Origin of the sequence: Kothea flammea, assembly GCF_052161645.1 — a bacterium.
Classification (GTDB): domain Bacteria; phylum Planctomycetota; class Planctomycetia; order Pirellulales; family Pirellulaceae; genus Laterigemmans.
Map to the genome: position 1 here is coordinate 3,161,981 of NZ_CP197414.1, position 16,254 is coordinate 3,178,234.

Consider the following 16,254-nt stretch of genomic DNA (forward strand, 5'->3'; position numbering starts at 1 on the left):
AAGTTATTGGATGGTGGCAGCAAATGCACGCACGTCGGTCTCCAAGTTCCCCAACCGTTGCTGCAGCGTTCGCCGAGCACCGGCTAGATCTTGCGAAGCTTCTGCAGGCAGCCGCGTGAACAAATAGAATTTGACTTTCGGTTCCGTGCCCGAGGGCCGAACGGCCAAGTAGTTTCCTTCTTCGGCCAGGTCTAACATCACCAAATCGCCGGTGGGCCCGCTCAGCGGACTTTTGTTTCCACTGGCGAGATCAATGGTTTGACCACACGAGTAATCGCGGACTTGCGCCACCGTCATTCCGCCCAGCACGGTTGGTGGCGAGGTGCGAAATTGGCTCATCAATTTCTTCATCAGGGCCATCCCCTCGCTGCCCTCCATTTGCACGTTAATCAGATGCTCGGCATGATAGCCGTGCTGTAGAAACAGCTGGTCCAGACGTTGATGTACGGTCAGACCGTCGGCTTTCAAGTGCGCAGCCAACTCGCTCATGATCATGCAGGCCACTGGTCCATCCTTGTCCCGGCAGTACTGTCCGATCAAGTAACCATGGGACTCTTCGGTGCCGAACACAAATCGTTCTGGGCCGAGCTGGTCGATCAAGCCGGCGATCCATTTAAAGCCAACCAGTAGTTCCCCTTCGCAGCGGACCCCGTAAGCACTGGCGATCCGTCGCGTCAGCTCGGTGGTCACCAGAGTTTTGATCACGTAATGATCTGCCGACAGGGTGCCGGCTGCTTGTCGCTGCGCCAGAACGAAATCGGTCAACAACGCGCCGATTTGGTTTCCGTTGAGCGTCTGCCAATCCGAAGTGGGATCGGTCGTCAGCGGCGCGGCGACTCCCAAGCGGTCGGCGTCGGGGTCGGTGGCTAGGATGATATCGAATCCGTTAGCCTTCGCGTACTCGATAGGCTGTTCAAATACGCGGGGGATTTCTGGATTGGAAACATGCCCGGGAACATTGGGAAAATCGGGACTTGGCTCGGCGTGAGGTCCGTACAGTTCCACTTGTTGAAAACCGTCACGCTGCAGCAGGGCGATCGTGGGCGGTCCCCCCACGCCGTGCAATGGCGAATACAGCACCTTTACGTCACGTGGTCCGGTAAAGCCCGTTTCGATGGCTGCGTCCAGATAGGCGGCATCAATTTCCGCGGTGCAGATTTCAACTTTTCCAGCTGCCAAAGCGGAGGCGAAATCCTCGACGCGAATTTCCTCCGTGTTCATCACCCGCTCAATGATTGCCGCGTCATGAGGCGGTAAGACTTGACCGCCGGTATTCCAATAAACTTTTACGGCGTTATCGGATGGAGGATTGTGGCTGGCGGTGACCATGATCCCGCAAGCACAATTTTTTAGCCTGACGGCGAACGATAGTTGCGGTGTGGCTCGATAGTCGTCTAGAAAATAAACCTGAAACCCAGCGGCAACCATGATTCCGGCACACAGTTCGGCAAAGTCGCGGGAGCGATGACGCGTGTCGTAAGCGATCGCGCAGGCCAGGGGCGAGCTGTCACCAGCTTCGGCTCGGTATCGCAGCACGTAGTCGGCCAAGCCCTGCGCACTTTCGCCAATCGTGCGATCATTGATGGCGTTGGAGCCAAATGGATACATCCGTCCCCGCCGACCGCCGGTGCCGAAAGGGATGACGGTCCAAAACACGTCGTCCAACTGTTGCCACTTCTGCTCGACAATGTGCTCGATGATCGCCCCGCGGTATTGGCGGTAACGTTCCTCACGCAGCCAAACACCAAGGTTGTCTACCGCACCCTGGCTGATCTTGCCAGCTGCCGCCGCGGCGTTTACCTGTTCTACCGCTTGTTCGATCGAGAGGTTTGTCGAAGGTTCGCTCATCTTACTTGTCTGGCAATCAGAGGTTGAAACGAATTGAATTGGGGACAATCTATGGGCCACAGTCTACGCCCTGGAGCACTCGCCTGAAAACCGGCGGTCCCCTCGCTTTTCAACAACCGCCCCCCTGGGTTACGATTCGCCTGAGATATCCAGCAACCGTCCCAAAACCGACGCGAATTGCGGCCGGTGATAAAGCGGCTGGCGGTTTTCGGGTAGGCTGGAAGCAGACGCGGGTTCGATAAATTTTTCGCGGATAAATTTTCGGGAAGGGGACAAGATGTCAGAGCTAATCATCAGCGTCAGTGGCTTGCGAGGGATCATTGGGGAGAATTTGACTCCCGATGTGGCAGTCCGTTACGTGGCCGCCTTTGCCGGTTCGCTCCAACCCGGTCCCATCGTCGTCGCTCGCGACGGTCGCACCACTGGGGCGATGATTCGTGACGCCGTAATCAGCTCGCTGGTGGCTTGCGGCCGTGAAGTGATCGATGTTGGCATCGCGGCCACCCCCAGCGTCGGCGTTTTCGTGCGGGCCAGCCAAGCCGCCGGGGCTGTGCAGATTTCCGCCAGCCACAACCCTCCTGAGTACAACGGCATCAAGCTGTTCAGCGCGGGAGGCCGCGTGATCGGTGCCGCCGAGGGGGCAGCGGTGAAAGAACGCTACCTAGCGAACCAACCAGCCTGGCAGACCTTTGACAAATTGGGATCTGTCTCCCGGATTGCCGATCCACACATCGATCACTTGGAAACGGTTTTGCAAACGGTCGACGTGGCTGCGATCCGGGCGAAAGGTTTTCGCGTGTTGCTCGATAGCAACCATGGTGCAGGCGGCTTGCTGGGCTTGCGTTTGCTGGAAGAACTGGGTTGCACCGTCATGCTCTGCGGCACCGTTCCTGATGGCCTGTTTGCCCATCCGCCCGAACCGACTGCCGAAAACTTGACTCCAATTGCCGCCCAAGTGGCGGCGCAGAACTGCGACGTTGGTTTTTGCCAAGACCCTGATGCCGATCGCTTGGCCCTGATCGATGCTCAAGGCCGTTACATCGGGGAAGAATACACCGTCGCCTTGTGCGTCCAGCGGCGGTTGATGCAAGCTGTCGCAGCGAACGAATCCTCGGGGCCGATTGTGATTAATTGCGCAACGAGCAGCATGAGTGACTGGTTGGCTCAGCAGGCCGGCGTCCCCTGTCTTCGCAGCGCCGTTGGTGAGGCGAACGTCGCCGACACGATGCTGGCAAGTCAAGCCATTTACGGCGGCGAGGGCAACGGCGGACCGATCGATCCCCGCGTTGGATACGTTCGTGATAGCTTCGTGGCCATGGCGCAAGTCCTGGACTTGATGGCGGCCAGCGGGAAATCAATCTCGGAACTTGTTACCGCAATCCCCAGCTTTGCGATTCATAAGACCAAAGTTGAAATCGAGACCAGCTTGTTGCCCCAAATTTTCGATAAACTACAACACCAGTTTGCCGACGCTAAGGCCGATCGATTGGATGGTTTAAGGCTAACTTGGGAAGACTCTTGGCTGTTGGTCCGGGGCAGCAATACCGAACCGATTGTACGCTTGATCGCCGAAGCGCCCAGTGAGTCGGCCGCCGCCACGCTCTGCGATCAAGCCGCCAAAGTGATCGCTTCATGTTAGCCGTTTGGGCGCTAGCCCGCGGTTCTTTGTTTTCAGCTGAACTAATCCCGTGCAACACAACGGTGGCTAGCGACAAAACCGCTATCGGTGCGTTAGGAACTACCGTTGGCAAGGCCGACCACTTCATTTCCGCTCGGCAAACTGCTTCCCTGCAACAAACTCGCTTCCTCTTCTTCTTCGTAACCTGGTGGAGCTTGCAGGGTAGAGTAGTAAATCAGGCATGAGACCGCAATTCCGGCGGAGATCAGCGTCCAGCCGATACCATAGCCAGTCGATTCTCCCGATGTTTCAAAAAAGAACCGTTGCCACTCTTGGTTGATTTCTCCGAGACGACCGAGCGAAACGGACAAGGCATTATTGATGACATGGATGATCATCGCGGGGAACAGGCTGCCACACCTCAGCGTAATCCAGCCCAACATTAATCCCATGACTGTCGCTGCCAGACTCTGCTGCAGCACTCCGTGAGACAGTCCAAACAAGACAGCAGTCACCAGCACGGCCCGCAAGCCCGCTTGGTTTTGACGTAAGCCAGTAAAGATAAATCCTCGGTAAGCGATTTCTTCACAGATCGCTGGAATCAAAGCTAGCACCAACACCACGTTCCAGAACGGCGCTTCGTTGACCAGTTGTTCAAACGGGCCGAGCGCCTCAACCGTTTGCGGGCTGAGCGGATAGACTGCTTGGATTAAACTGGCCAGCATGGCGTAGGCGGGGTGAATACAGCAGCCCAAAATGATCGCCACCGGCCAAGCCATTGTAGGAGGTTTGTTCATATTCAAGCTGCGCCGCAGCGAGCGAGTTAGCACGCAAGCCATCAGCAACGCAGGTGCTAAGATTAAACCCAACTGCGGCGCAATGATCAGGCATGCGATCTCAGCAAAGTTTGTGGGACTACTGCTGACGACCAATTTGGCGAAGAACAAGCCTACCAAGATGATCGCCGCGCACCCGTAAGCTTGACCGACCGACGCTTCTCCCTGGCGGTCTCGCCACAAGTGTCGTACCCAAGTGCCTACGCTCCACTGATCGCCACCACGGAATAGTGCTGACTCATCCTCGAATTGACGACGAGCCCAGCGAGTTGCCAAGTAGAGACAGACTCCAGTGACCACGGTGACCAATGGTAAATGCGTGATAGCCAACCAGTACTGTCCGTCCATCAGAGCCCGGGTTAGCAAGAACATGCCGCTGACGGGGATAAGGCTGTTTCCAGCGTTTAACTCGATGCCCGGTAGCATTGGCAACATCACTAGGGGCAAGGCTAGCATCATCAAAGGCATAAGATAATACTGACCTTCTTTGCTGCTTCGCGCCAGCGACGCGACGGCCAAAGCCAACGCGCTGAACAATGCCGAGAGTGGCAGCAGAGCTAGAAACAGCCACAAAATTTGACTGGGGTCGGGTGCTCCCATGGCACCACCGAAACCGCCGGCGGCAAATACTTGACGGGAGACAAATAGACTAGTGAACAACATGCTGACCACGTTCAAGACTGCCGTGATCACGCTGAAGCTGGTAACCGCCGCCATCTTGCCCATGACAATTTCGCTGCGGAGCGCTGGGCTGCAAAGCAGTGTCTCCAGGGTGCCACGCTCTTTTTCTCCGGCGACCAAATCGATGGCCGGATAGAAAGCACCCGTCAAGGCCCACACCAACATCACGAAAGGTAGCAGTTTGGACCAGAAGTTAGAATCGCCAGCTGCCGAGGGAGCCACATCAATCGACGCGACGCTGACTGGTTTCAAGATGGTTTCATTGAGTCCGGCCGCGTCGAGTCGGGCCAAGATGCAATCGTCTCGCCATTTCGCCAGGACTTGTAAGACTTGTCGATAAGCGGCGCTGGATGTATCCGAAGAGACGTTATGCACCACATTCAAGGCAACAGCTTGATCTTCCGCGGTGGCTTCAGAAACTTGAATTGCCACATGAAATAGGCCACTCTGGACCCATGATTCCACTTTGGCGTTCAACTCCGCTGTTGGGAGGTCTGTCTGAGTCGGTTGCAGCACCACGTCGAGAGCCGAGCCAGGCTCCAGGTATGCCTCTTGGAAATGTCCACCCGAAGTAAATAAGGCAGGAGCTGCCGGTAGGTGATGAGCACCCACCACGCAGATCGATGCTTGTTGCTTGGAGGAGAATTGGGCAACTTGCAGCATCAATGATCCCAACAAGGGATACAATACTAACGGTAGAATCACGATCGTAAAGATCGTCCGTCGGTCTCGAAGCTGGTCGCGCATTTCGCGGAAGTAGACCAGCGAAACGATGGAAAAACGTGCTCGGAGCGGTCCTGAATCGTTCACAGCGGATCCTTACAGGCCGGAGCAAGCGTTAGTTCGGATAGTTCGTCATGACCGCGCTGGTCGTGACGCGATAACAAGCCAAAGAATAACTCTTCAAAATCAAATTCTTCGTGGCGATCACGCAGTTCATCGAGCGAACCGATATCCAGGATCCGACCTTGATGCATGATTGCGATTGCGTCGCACAGGCGTTCCACTTCGCGCATGATATGCGTGGAAAAAATAATGCACTTGCCCAGCTCGCGAAGCTGCCGAATGACATCCAGCAGGTTTCTCGCCACCAGGACATCGAGCCCCAGCGTCGGTTCGTCAAATACCAGCACCGGCGGGTCATGCACGAGCGACCGCGCAATTGAGACTTTTTGCTTCATCCCGGTGGACAGCTTGGCACAGGGTACATCGCGAAAATGGTCCATCCGCAGCTGCGTGAATAACGCTTCCAGGCGGTCGCGCAACAGCGGTTTCGGCATGCTGTGCAGCAGTCCAAAATACTCGACCATTTCCCAGGCCGTCATGCGGTCATAAATGGCTGTGTTATTGCTAACAAAACCAATCACCTGACGGACTTCGGCGGGGGACAGCACGACGTCGTGGCCGCGCACGCGAGCCCAACCGGCTGTCGGCTTGAGAACGGTGCTGAGGATGCGCAAGACGGTCGTTTTGCCGGCACCATTGGGTCCCAGCAATCCGAAAATCTCTCCTGGCGCAACTTGAAACGACACGTGATCGACGGCGATGAACCGGCCACGTTGGATGTCGTCATACGTCTTTGTAAGGTTGTTTACTTCAATCATGGGCGCAACGGTCTCCGACGAAACCTAGCTCACCCAGATCAACGCATAAAGAAATCGGAGCGAATTCTTACTCTGCGTCTTTCACGCGGAGTCGCAATACCGTGCCGATTATCGATTCCAACGCTTGGATCTTTTCTGCCGCCGCGTGGGCAGAGCCTTCCGCAGCTTCGTGAGTCATCACGACCAACGGCACGTGGCGTTGTCCAGCAGCCCCCGTCGCGGCATGTTGAATGACCGAAGCAATCGATACTCCGTGTGCCCCCAAAGCGCCTGTTACGCTGGCCAAGACTCCCGGATCGTCCTTGACCTGCATCCGCAAGTAGTAACGACCAGGCAGCTGATCGTACGATCGTGGTTCAACTCGCGGTGGCTCGGCCACGGAGAAGAGTTCTAACGTCTGGAAAGTCAACCGCGTGCGTCCCACGGCTGTGTCGATCATGTCGGCAACGACGGCTGAGGCAGTCGGCATTTGTCCAGCTCCCAGTCCGTGGTAAAAGACTGGTCCCACGGCGTCGCCGACCACGCGAATCGCATTGTAAGCGTCCTGCACTTCTGCCAGCGGAGTCCCCAGTCTGACCAGGGTGGGCGATACGTGCAGTTCCAGCCCCGCCTCGCTCAGCTGGGCAGTTGCCAGCAATTTGATGCGATATCCCAGTTCCCGAGCAAATCCCAAATCCATCGCGTCCAGGGCGTCGACTCCCATTCGCGGAATGTCGCTCCAGTGCACGCGAGCACCGAAAGCCAAGTGGGCCAGGATTGCTAACTTTTGCGCCGCATCGGTTCCGTCAACGTCCATGGTGGGATCGGCTTCGGCGAACCCCCGTTCTTGAGCGAGCTTTAACGCTTGGGAAAAATCGAGCCCATGGCGGTCCATTTGCGAGACGATGAAGTTGCTGGTGCCATTGAGAATGCCTTCCAGCGAAGTGACTTGATTGGCTGAGAGGCACTGGCCAATATTGGTGATGATCGGAATTCCACCTGCCACCGAGGCTTCGAAAGCGATGCTTCGCCCCAGCCTGCGGGCCGTATCGAATAGTTCGGGACCATGCTCGGCCAACAGCGCCTTATTAGCAGTGACAATATCTTTGCCGCTTGCCAACAACTGCAGCATGATCGTGCGAGCTGGTTCCAAACCACCGATCAATTGAGCGACGACTTTGATTTCTTGATCGTCGATGACTTGCTGTAGATCGTCGGTCAACACGTCCCGGGGAATGGATTCATCGCGTTGTTTACTTAAATCTCGCACCACCGCTCGTTCCAGCCAGAGCGTCCGTCCTGCGTGGCGAGCTGTGCGATCACCATGGTCGAGCAGGAGTTTGGCAACTCCCGTCCCCACGGTTCCCATCCCGACCACGGCGACTTTGGTTTTTTCCATCTAAATTGTTGCTCCGCCTCAGACGTACGTTTGATCCCCACCGACCTTCAAGCTTCACAACTTATCGAAAGTCGAACGTTTCGCCAGCACCCCGAATGTTGCATTTCACTTGCACGACCCCAACCAGCTGGCCTCGTTCGGTGAAGGAGTTATACAGGCTAGAACGTCGCCACATCTCCAGCGATCGGATCCCCGACCTGCCGCCTGCTCGCCGCCCGCGGCCCGCCCGTCTGCCACAGGGAAAAGGCGGGGCAAACGCGGCGGGCGATTATTGCTAGCTGACAAACTTGTTCACCGAACGAGGCGAGCTCGTTGGGGTCCACCTTTATTGTGCTCGTGCTCGTGCTAGACACGCGCGGCGCGGGGAATCGAGTACGAGCACCGTCTCACGTAGTACGAGTACGATTTCATTCGCATAAAAATGCATGGCAATGACAGGCAAGGATGCCTATTCCACGTTCAATGACAGGCAAGGATGCCTATTCCACGTTCAATGACAGGCAAGGATGCCTATTCCACGTTCAATGACAGGCAAGGATGCCTTTTTATACCCCAGAACTTTTTCTTGCCTATTTTGGAGCCTAAGAGAATAATCGGACACGATGGAGGTTCAATTTTTTCACGGAAGGCAACCAGATGGTATCAGATTGGGTAGTTAGCGAGTTTGAAACTTTAGATCTTGGTCACTTGCAGCGAGAAAAGCGTGTCCGAGCGTTTGTAACCCAGGCAGCAAAGATCGGCGAATCGACGCCCGATCGCACTCGTTCGAACGCCGAACTCAAAGGAATCTACCGCTTGACCGACAACTCAAACGTGGATGTCAACGAAATCTTCGACGCCCATCATCAGGCCACAAGAAAACGCTGCTCCGAGCATTCACATGTCTTTCTTTCCCAGGACACTAGCGAATTTGACCTGACTAAGCCCAAACAGCAAGTCGCCGGGGCCGGGCCGTTGGGAACTGACAAACGGGTCGGTTTTTTCTATCATCCGCTCTATGCCGTCAATCGGGACGGCCTTCCCCTGGGGGTCGTCGATCAGGTCTTGTGGACACGGGATCCGGCTTCACTGGAAGTGACCGCCAAGGAACGAAAAGCCAACCAAAAACGGCGATGTTTTGAAGAAAAGGAGAGCTGCCGGTGGCTTGAGATGATGCAAAGTGGTGAGCAAATCGCTCGATTAATGCCGCAAACTCAATTTACACTTTTGGCAGACAGCGAAGCCGATATCGGTGAATTGCTTACTCAAGCTAACGAGTTTCCCGATAACTTTGATTTTATCATTCGCCACTGCCGCACCGAGAAAATCATTGAAGCCAGAAACGCGTTGACCGGCGAGCCGATCGCGGGCGTCGAGACGATTGACGAAGCCCTTTCGAAGGTGTCCTGGCGAGGGGAAAAGACTGTTTGCATCGGCGGTCGCGACGCTCCGGTGCTTCCTGATGATACAAAGCGTGTTCGTAAGCAAGCTCGCATGTCCCGCGAGGCCTTGGTGCAGTATCGCTCTGTCCGCCTGAAGGTAGCCGGTGGTCGCCGCGTCGGTGGTGGGACATTGCCCAACGTGTGGATCAATGTGGTTGAATCGCTCGAGATCGCTCCGCCTGCTAGCGACTCGCCGATCCGCTGGGTTTTGTTGACGACGTTGCCGATCGGTACAGCCCAAGAGATTAACGCGGTTCTCGAAGGTTACTGCGTCCGTTGGAGTGTCGAATTGTATTTCAAAACGCTCAAGAGTGGTTTGAATGTGGAGGACATGAAGTACGAAACGCTGGAGCGATATCTTCGGGCGTTCTCGATGTTGACGGTAGTTGCTTGGCGAGTGGAATACCTCAAGGGGGCGACGCGGAGCGATCCGGATGCCCCATGCACGGAATACTTTACTGATCAAGAGTGGATGGCGGTGATGCTCTTTTTGCATCGTCGACCGGTGAAGCCGAACGAGCCACCGACGATGGAGATATTTATGAAATCGATCGCTATGCTCGGTGGCTACATCAACAAGAAAGCACAAGGTCCTCCAGGCTCCAAAACAATTTGGCGAGGAATGAGCCGTTTCTCAACGATCGTCGAAGCCTACGCTGTGTTCTCTCAAATGAGTTCTGGGGTATAAAAAGGCAAGGATGCCTATTCCACTTGTTCTGGGCCGATGGCTTTGGGGGCCAGTCATCTGGGGTTGAGTTTGTTAAACTGGGAGCTAATCGTGGATCTATTAATTCTTTTTCAATCGCACCCTCTGTTTTTGAGTCGCAATGCTTCCCGCCGCCCTCGATTTTTTTCTATCAGCTCTTCGTACTCCCAGTCCGTCCGGCTATGAGGAACGCATCCAGCAGCTGACGGCTGGCTATCTGCGTCCCCACGCGGACGCAATCAAGATCGACATTCATGGCAATTTGATTGCAACAAAACAAGCGGGCGAGCAGGCACCCCGTTTGATGTTCGCTGGTCACTGTGACCAAATCGGCATGCTGGTTAGCCACATCGATGAGCAGGGGTTTGTTTACGCGCAGACCATTGGCGGCTGGGATCCCCAACAATTGATTGGGCAAGCGATGACGATCTGGACTCGCCAAGGCCCGATTCACGCCGCTATCAGCCGCAAGCCGATCCATTTGCTGAATTCAAAAGAACGTGAACAGGTGGTTCAGCTCGAGCAAATGTGGCTCGACATTGGCGCAAATGATCACGATCAGGCAGCCAGCTTGATCGAAATTGGTGACCCGATCACTCTGCGGTTGGAACATCGCGATTTGCAGAATGAGTTGATCTGCGGTCCTGGTTTGGATAACAAGACTGGCATGTGGACTGTCGTCGAAGCCTTTCGCCGGGCCGCGACCGAGAAGCTCGATTGTTCGCTGCACTGTGTGTCGACGGTGCAAGAAGAGATCGGCCTGCGGGGTGCCAAAACGGCTGCCGAGTCGATTGCTCCGCACGTTGCCATCGCTGTCGATGTGACCCACGCCTCCGATTGCCCCACGATCGACAAGTCGCAGCAGGGTGTGATTCGTTTGGGCGGCGGTCCAGTCTTATACCGCGGTCCCAACGTGAACCCGGTGGTTTTCAAACGGCTGGTCGAGCTGGCCAAGTCGCATCAAATTCCTTATCAAATTGCCGCCATCGGACGAGCCGCCTCGAATGATGCCAATGTTTTGCAGTTGAGCAGCGGTGGTGTGGCGACAGGTCTGGTGGCAATCCCCAACCGTTATATGCACAGCGCCGTGGAAGTCTGCTCGAAGGAGGACATCGACCACGCTGCGGAGCTGTTGGCCAAGTTTGCCATCTCACTCTCCGCACGCGATGATTTTACACCACGTTCAATAGTGGAATAGGCTACCAGCCTGTAGGTAGTGTTCAGCAGTGGAATAGGCTTCCAGCCTGTAAATAGTACCGTCCGGCCTCTTACAGGCTGGAAGCCTATTCCACTTGGCAAACAGTGTATAGCTTCAACGCTTGGACGGTTTCTGCTACGTCGTGCACTCTTAATACTTGCACGCCGCTGGATGCCAACGCTAAAGATACGCCAAGTGTTCCAGCTAGCCGATTGGTCGTCTTGTCGGCCAACACGTGGGCAATAAAACCCTTGCGTGAATGACCTACTAACAATGGTTGGCCAATCGCCAGAAAGTGCTCCATTCCTCGCAACAACTCGATGTTCTGCGCATGCGTTTTCCCAAAGCCGATGCCCGGGTCAAGGCAGATCTTTGCGGTGGCAATGCCTGCCACTTGACATGCATGTAAACGCTCGCGGAGATAACTGGCAATCTCCGCAACCACGTCCTGATAAGTCGGTTGATTTTGCATTGTCTGCGGGGTGCCTTGCATGTGCATTGCACATATTCCCACCCCTGAATCGACTGCGACGGCGAGCATCTGCGGATCACCGCTCAAACCAGTCACATCGTTGATGATTTCAGCACCTGCCGACACCGCTGCTGCGGCAACCGCCGCCTTGGATGTATCGATCGACAACGGAATCGATAGTCGCTGGGTAAGCGCTTCAACCACAGGCATCACCCGCTCAAGCTCTTCGGATTCCGCGACGGGATCACTGTAGGGGCGGGTGCTCTCACCACCGACGTCGATGATCCCAGCCCCCGCGTCTTCCATTCGCAAGGCTTCATCGACTGCTTGCTTAGTACCTGCGTAACGTCCCCCGTCAGAAAAACTGTCGGGCGTAACGTTCAGAATCCCCATCACCACCGGTTGCGAACCGAACTGCATTGTCCGCGTCCGCAATTGCCAATGGTCTGCGTAGGTAGGCGTCCGCATCAGCGTTCGAAAAACTTCTTAACTAACTGCACCGTGGTGGCTCGACCCGCTCGCGCGATGGATGTGGTCAGCGGAATCTCCTTAGGACAGACGGCCACGCAGTTTTGCGCGTTGCCACAATTGGTCACCCCACCTGGGCCGCTGAGTGCATCGAGCCGCTCGGACGCAAGATTTTTGCCGGTGGGGTTGTTGTTGAACAACATCGCTTGACTGATGGCGTGGGCACCAATGAAAGCCTGGTCGTAAGCTTGATTCTGACGAGCGGCGAATTCTTCGTCCGACTCACCTTCAAGCCGTTCCAACTCAATCTTGGTGTATTGTGGGCAAGCCTCCAAACAGCACCCGCAGCTCATGCATTGGCTGAGTGGATAGTTACGCTCCTGCTCCTTGCGGCTTTGGCGAGGTCCAGCGCCCATGTCGTAATAATTGTCGACTGGCACCCAACCTTTGATCCGCTGCAGACCACGGAACAATCGCTTGCGGTCAACCATCAAGTCCCGCACGACCGGAAACTTGCTCATCGGTTCCAGCACGATTTCGTCCGGATTGTCTTCGAGCAAACGGTCGACCAGGGCGCTGCAGCTTTGCCGCACGCGACCGTTGATTACCATCGTGCAGGAGCCGCAAACTTCTTCCAAACAGCCGCAATCCCAAGCGACAGGCGTGACTCTTCTACCATCGATCGTGGAAGCTTGGGCCGCAATCCGCTGCAGCACGCTGATCACGTTCATCTCAGCTTCGTATTTGACGCGATGCAACTCCCAGTAAGGCTCAGCACCGGGGGCGTCTTGACGGCGGACGCGGACATTAATGAAGTCGGGCCGCTTGGGGTGATGGACTGGAGCAATCATATGGCGACTCGGAACAAAAAAAGGAAACTGTTTCAGACAAATGTAGGTTACGAACAAATCAGCAGCGAAGATCGACTCGCTAGGATGCCGGTTGAGGTTCGGCTTGGGGACGCTTGGCCCGCTCCTTCCAGACCTGTTCGATCACCTCGGCACCCACCAAACCATAGAGACGCGGCCGGGGTGGAATCAGCGACGTGTCCACGTCTTCATACGTCAACTCGGGATCAGTGCCATTCCAACTTGCAATGGTGCTCTTTAAATACTTGCGATTGTTCTCCTCAAACGCATCGCACCAAGCCTCCGCCTGGCGTCGGCGTTCGGTCGGATCTTCGGAAGTCAAACTGGGCTTCTCGAATTCTGGTTTGAAGTGGGCTCCGCGACATTCATCACGCTGCAGGGCACCCTTCAAAATGGCCTTGGCCAGCGGGAACATATCTTGCACCGCCTTGGCGAAAATGACGTTCTGATTCGTCCAGTTGCCATGGTCTGACAGCGAAACTTTCATTGCGCGTTCATGGAGTTCCGACACCGTGGCATACGCATCTTGCAACTGTTTGTTTTCGCGAACCACCGTTGCCGCGCGCGTCATCACGTCGCCCAATTCTTGGTGGATCAAATAGGGGTTCTCGTCGCTGTCCCCGCCACCATGCAACAAGCTGCTGTGACGCTCTTGCTGCTGCTTGACGGCCGATTCCAACAGCGTCGAGGGAATGTCCTTGTATCCACCCGCTTGCTTGTCAGCATACGCAATCATCGATGGCGCGGAGAATAAACCTGAGAAAATACAGCTGAGCAGCGAGTTGGCTCCCAATCGATTAGCACCGTGATAGTGGTAATCGCACTCTCCGATTGCGTACAAACCTTCAATGTTCGTCATTTGGTTTTGCGGGGCACCCGCTTGCAGACCACCATCAGCGCCCTTGACGTAGTCGGCCCACAATCCGCCCATGCTGTAGTGCACCGCCGGGAAAATTTTCATGGGCTCGAAACGCGGATCGACACCTTGGAATTTTTCGTAAATTTCCAAAATCCCGCCCAGCTTACGATCGAGTTCGGCTTTGGGGATGTGCGTTAGGTCCAGGTACACCGACATTCTGTCCGGTTCGACGCTGAGCCCTTCGTTGACGCAAATGTTAAAAATTTCCCGAGTTGCGATATCGCGTGGGACTAGGTTCCCGTAAGCCGGATAACGATCTTCCAAGAAGTAATAGCGTTCATCCTCGCGAATTTCGGTCGGATCCCGGGAGTCTTGCGGTTGTTTGGGAACCCACACGCGGCCCCCTTCCCCACGCGCCGACTCGCTCATCAAACGCAGCTTGTCCGCACCCGGAATGGCGGTCGGGTGAACTTGGATAAATTCGCCATTGCCATACTTGGCACCGGCTTGGAAGCAACGGCTCGCCGCACTGCCGTTGCAGAATACGCTCATCGTGCTGCGACCATAAATCAAGCCACAACCTCCCGTCGCCACAACCGCCGCGTCGGCGGGGAAGGCGCGGATTTCCATGGTCACCATGTCTTGGGCGACAACTCCCCGGCAGCGGCCAGTCTCGTCTTGAATGGGGGCGAGAAAGTCCCAAAATTCGAACTTGCGGACCAAGCCTTCCGACTCATAACGTCGCACTTGCTCGTCAAGTGCATAGAGCAATTGTTGGCCGGTGGTCGCTCCGGCAAACGCGGTTCGCTTGTACAGTGTGCCGCCAAAACGACGTCGGTCGATGAAGCCTTCCCCGGTGCGATTGAAGGGAACGCCGAGGCGATCCATCAACTCAATTACCTTGGGGGCCGCGAAAGCCATTTCTTTAACTGGCGGCTGGTGGTTGAGAAAGTCGCCACCGTAGACCGTGTCGTCAAAGTGTTTCCACTCGTCGTCCCCCAGTTGCCGTGTGGCATCATTACAGGAGTTGATGCCCCCTTGGGCACAGACGCTGTGGGAACGTTTGACTGGCGTCAGGCTGACCAGGTCAACTTCCATCCCCAGTTCCGCCAGCTTCATGGTGGCGGCAAGGCCGGCGAGGCCGCCGCCGACAACGACTATGCGATGATTCGCCATGAGGGTCTTTGCTCCGTGAAGTTAGGTCAATCAAAAAATTAGGGGCTCAGCGGTTGTCCGCCCAGTGGGGCCCGCTGTCTATTCGGGCCCGCTGTCTATTTCTGTTCAGTTTGGCTGGCCGGAACGACCACAGGTTTCTCCTCGGCTTTTACGGCTTCGCTTTCCGTACTCACCTTAGTCATCTCTTCGCCAGCGGCCGGTGCTGTCGGATCGCTCGCTAGAGGGATCGCGGAAATCTCTGGTTCCGCACGCCGTTTGTAAGGAGCGTCGGGCACCAGTTCGGCGGCCCGTGCTTCTCGGTACATGCGATCTTCAATCTCCATCGCCTCGACGGGGTCTTGCGATACCGCAGCCCACCATGCGCTTGTTCCAATAACCGCTAAACCGAGTCCGAAGACCACACATAGTTTTAAAGCTCGGTTTTGGGCTTCGGGGGTCAGCCACAATCCCCAAGTGATCCCGGCCGTCCATAAACCGTTGGCCAGGTGGAATACGGTGGAAAGTACGCCGATCAGATAAAACGCTGGCCAGGCTACTCCGTCAAGCGCTTCTGCCAATGTCGAGGCGGCGCTGTAGGGGCGAAATCTGGCCATCCCCAGCGGTTCAGCGACATATTCGAGCCACGGTTTGAAATGAAACCAGCCGTGCAGGTGGAAGACGTGGGTAATCAAAAATACCAAGGCAATTAGCCCAGTCCAACGCTGCCAGGCATAGCGGCGGTTGGAACCGTAGCGGTAATTGCTGGTGTTTGATTTTCCGGTGCGGACGATCCAAACCCCAATTAAACCGTGAAACAACAGCGGAGCAAAGATAAGGCCCCACTCGATCAGCGGCAAAACTGCCCCAAGGCTGTGGATTTGCATCACGGCCCGCTGGAACGTCGCTGGGCCGTTGAGCAGGCTGGCGTTCGTCGTCAGGTGCACAACCATGTAGGCACCGAGGGGAACGATGCCAGTCAGAGAGTGCAGCCGGCGAATCGCGAACTCGTGGCGATAAAAAAATGATGTACTGCTGGTGTCGGACACGAAAGTCAATCCCTGGGCTACCCGCAAGAGGGGCGGAGTGCGAACCGAGTAAAATCTGGGTTTGATTACGTTACGCTAGGGCTACCGCAGCCGCC

At 55.8% G+C, this 16,254-nt stretch carries 12 protein-coding genes; 3 read left to right on the forward strand and 9 right to left on the reverse strand.

Features of this window, described 5'->3' with window-relative positions:
* Window positions 1-3: 3 nt before the first annotated feature.
* The gene (locus SH139x_RS12110; protein WP_488355469.1) at window positions 4-1,848 is read right to left on the reverse strand and encodes a phospho-sugar mutase; all 1,845 of its coding nucleotides are present in this window, start codon (window positions 1,846-1,848) and stop codon (window positions 4-6) included.
* 277 nt (window positions 1,849-2,125) lie between these two features.
* Here SH139x_RS12110 and glmM point away from each other — a divergent pair, with 277 nt between their 5' ends.
* Complete coding sequence (gene glmM, locus SH139x_RS12115; protein WP_488355470.1) at window positions 2,126-3,487, forward strand: phosphoglucosamine mutase; 1,362 nt, start codon at window positions 2,126-2,128, stop codon at window positions 3,485-3,487.
* A 92-nt stretch (window positions 3,488-3,579) separates the two neighbouring features.
* Here the strand turns inward: glmM and SH139x_RS12120 are convergent, their stop codons facing one another.
* The 4 genes from SH139x_RS12120 to SH139x_RS12135 form a co-directional block, all read right to left on the reverse strand.
* The gene (locus SH139x_RS12120; RefSeq protein WP_488355471.1) at window positions 3,580-5,793 is read right to left on the reverse strand and encodes an ABC transporter permease subunit/CPBP intramembrane protease; all 2,214 of its coding nucleotides are present in this window, start codon (window positions 5,791-5,793) and stop codon (window positions 3,580-3,582) included.
* Entirely contained in the window at window positions 5,790-6,587 is a 798-nt protein-coding gene (locus SH139x_RS12125; protein WP_488355472.1) for an ATP-binding cassette domain-containing protein, read from the reverse strand. The genes SH139x_RS12120 and SH139x_RS12125 overlap by 4 nt, the downstream gene beginning before the upstream one ends.
* A 67-nt stretch (window positions 6,588-6,654) precedes the next feature.
* Window positions 6,655-7,965, reverse strand: a complete 1,311-nt coding sequence (locus SH139x_RS12130) for a homoserine dehydrogenase (protein WP_488355473.1) — start codon at window positions 7,963-7,965, stop codon at window positions 6,655-6,657.
* A gap of 158 nt (window positions 7,966-8,123) precedes the next feature.
* Entirely contained in the window at window positions 8,124-8,288 is a 165-nt protein-coding gene (locus SH139x_RS12135; protein ID WP_488355474.1) for a hypothetical protein, read from the reverse strand.
* A gap of 313 nt (window positions 8,289-8,601) precedes the next feature.
* On the opposite strand from SH139x_RS12135, the gene SH139x_RS12140 reads away from it, so the two are divergent.
* Together SH139x_RS12140 and SH139x_RS12145 are read left to right on the forward strand one after the other, a co-directional pair.
* Window positions 8,602-10,074 carry an IS4 family transposase gene (locus SH139x_RS12140; RefSeq protein ID WP_488354666.1) on the forward strand — a complete coding sequence of 491 codons (1,473 nt, stop codon included), beginning with the start codon at window positions 8,602-8,604 and terminating at the stop codon, window positions 10,072-10,074.
* A gap of 139 nt (window positions 10,075-10,213) precedes the next feature.
* Window positions 10,214-11,290, forward strand: a complete 1,077-nt coding sequence (locus SH139x_RS12145; protein ID WP_488355475.1) for a M42 family metallopeptidase — start codon at window positions 10,214-10,216, stop codon at window positions 11,288-11,290.
* 85 nt (window positions 11,291-11,375) lie between these two features.
* On the opposite strand, the gene folP is transcribed toward SH139x_RS12145, so the two are convergent.
* From folP to SH139x_RS12165, 4 genes are all read right to left on the reverse strand, one after another.
* On the reverse strand, window positions 11,376-12,230 hold the full coding sequence (gene folP / locus SH139x_RS12150; protein WP_488355476.1) for a dihydropteroate synthase: 855 nt from the start codon (window positions 12,228-12,230) through the stop codon (window positions 11,376-11,378).
* On the reverse strand, window positions 12,230-13,081 hold the full coding sequence (gene sdhB, locus SH139x_RS12155) for a succinate dehydrogenase iron-sulfur subunit (protein WP_488355477.1): 852 nt from the start codon (window positions 13,079-13,081) through the stop codon (window positions 12,230-12,232). The genes folP and sdhB overlap by 1 nt, the downstream gene beginning before the upstream one ends.
* 79 nt (window positions 13,082-13,160) lie before the next feature.
* Window positions 13,161-15,134: a succinate dehydrogenase flavoprotein subunit gene (sdhA, locus tag SH139x_RS12160; RefSeq protein ID WP_488355478.1), complete on the reverse strand. Its 1,974-nt coding sequence runs from the start codon at window positions 15,132-15,134 to the stop codon at window positions 13,161-13,163.
* Window positions 15,135-15,229: 95 nt separating this feature from the next.
* Entirely contained in the window at window positions 15,230-16,159 is a 930-nt protein-coding gene (locus SH139x_RS12165; protein WP_488355479.1) for a succinate dehydrogenase cytochrome b558 subunit, read from the reverse strand.
* Window positions 16,160-16,254: the final 95 nt, after the last annotated feature.

Coding starts and splice junctions, on each gene's coding strand:
- SH139x_RS12110 (WP_488355469.1), bottom strand. CDS start 1,848: ATGAGCGAACCTTCGACAAACCTCTCGATCGAACAAGCGGTAGAACAG.
- glmM (WP_488355470.1), top strand. CDS start 2,126: ATGTCAGAGCTAATCATCAGCGTCAGTGGCTTGCGAGGGATCATTGGG.
- SH139x_RS12125 (WP_488355472.1), bottom strand. CDS start 6,587: ATGATTGAAGTAAACAACCTTACAAAGACGTATGACGACATCCAACGT.
- SH139x_RS12130 (WP_488355473.1), bottom strand. CDS start 7,965: ATGGAAAAAACCAAAGTCGCCGTGGTCGGGATGGGAACCGTGGGGACG.
- SH139x_RS12140 (WP_488354666.1), top strand. CDS start 8,602: ATGGTATCAGATTGGGTAGTTAGCGAGTTTGAAACTTTAGATCTTGGT.
- SH139x_RS12145 (WP_488355475.1), top strand. CDS start 10,214: ATGCTTCCCGCCGCCCTCGATTTTTTTCTATCAGCTCTTCGTACTCCC.
- folP (WP_488355476.1), bottom strand. CDS start 12,230: ATGCGGACGCCTACCTACGCAGACCATTGGCAATTGCGGACGCGGACA.
- sdhB (WP_488355477.1), bottom strand. CDS start 13,081: ATGATTGCTCCAGTCCATCACCCCAAGCGGCCCGACTTCATTAATGTC.
- sdhA (WP_488355478.1), bottom strand. CDS start 15,134: ATGGCGAATCATCGCATAGTCGTTGTCGGCGGCGGCCTCGCCGGCCTT.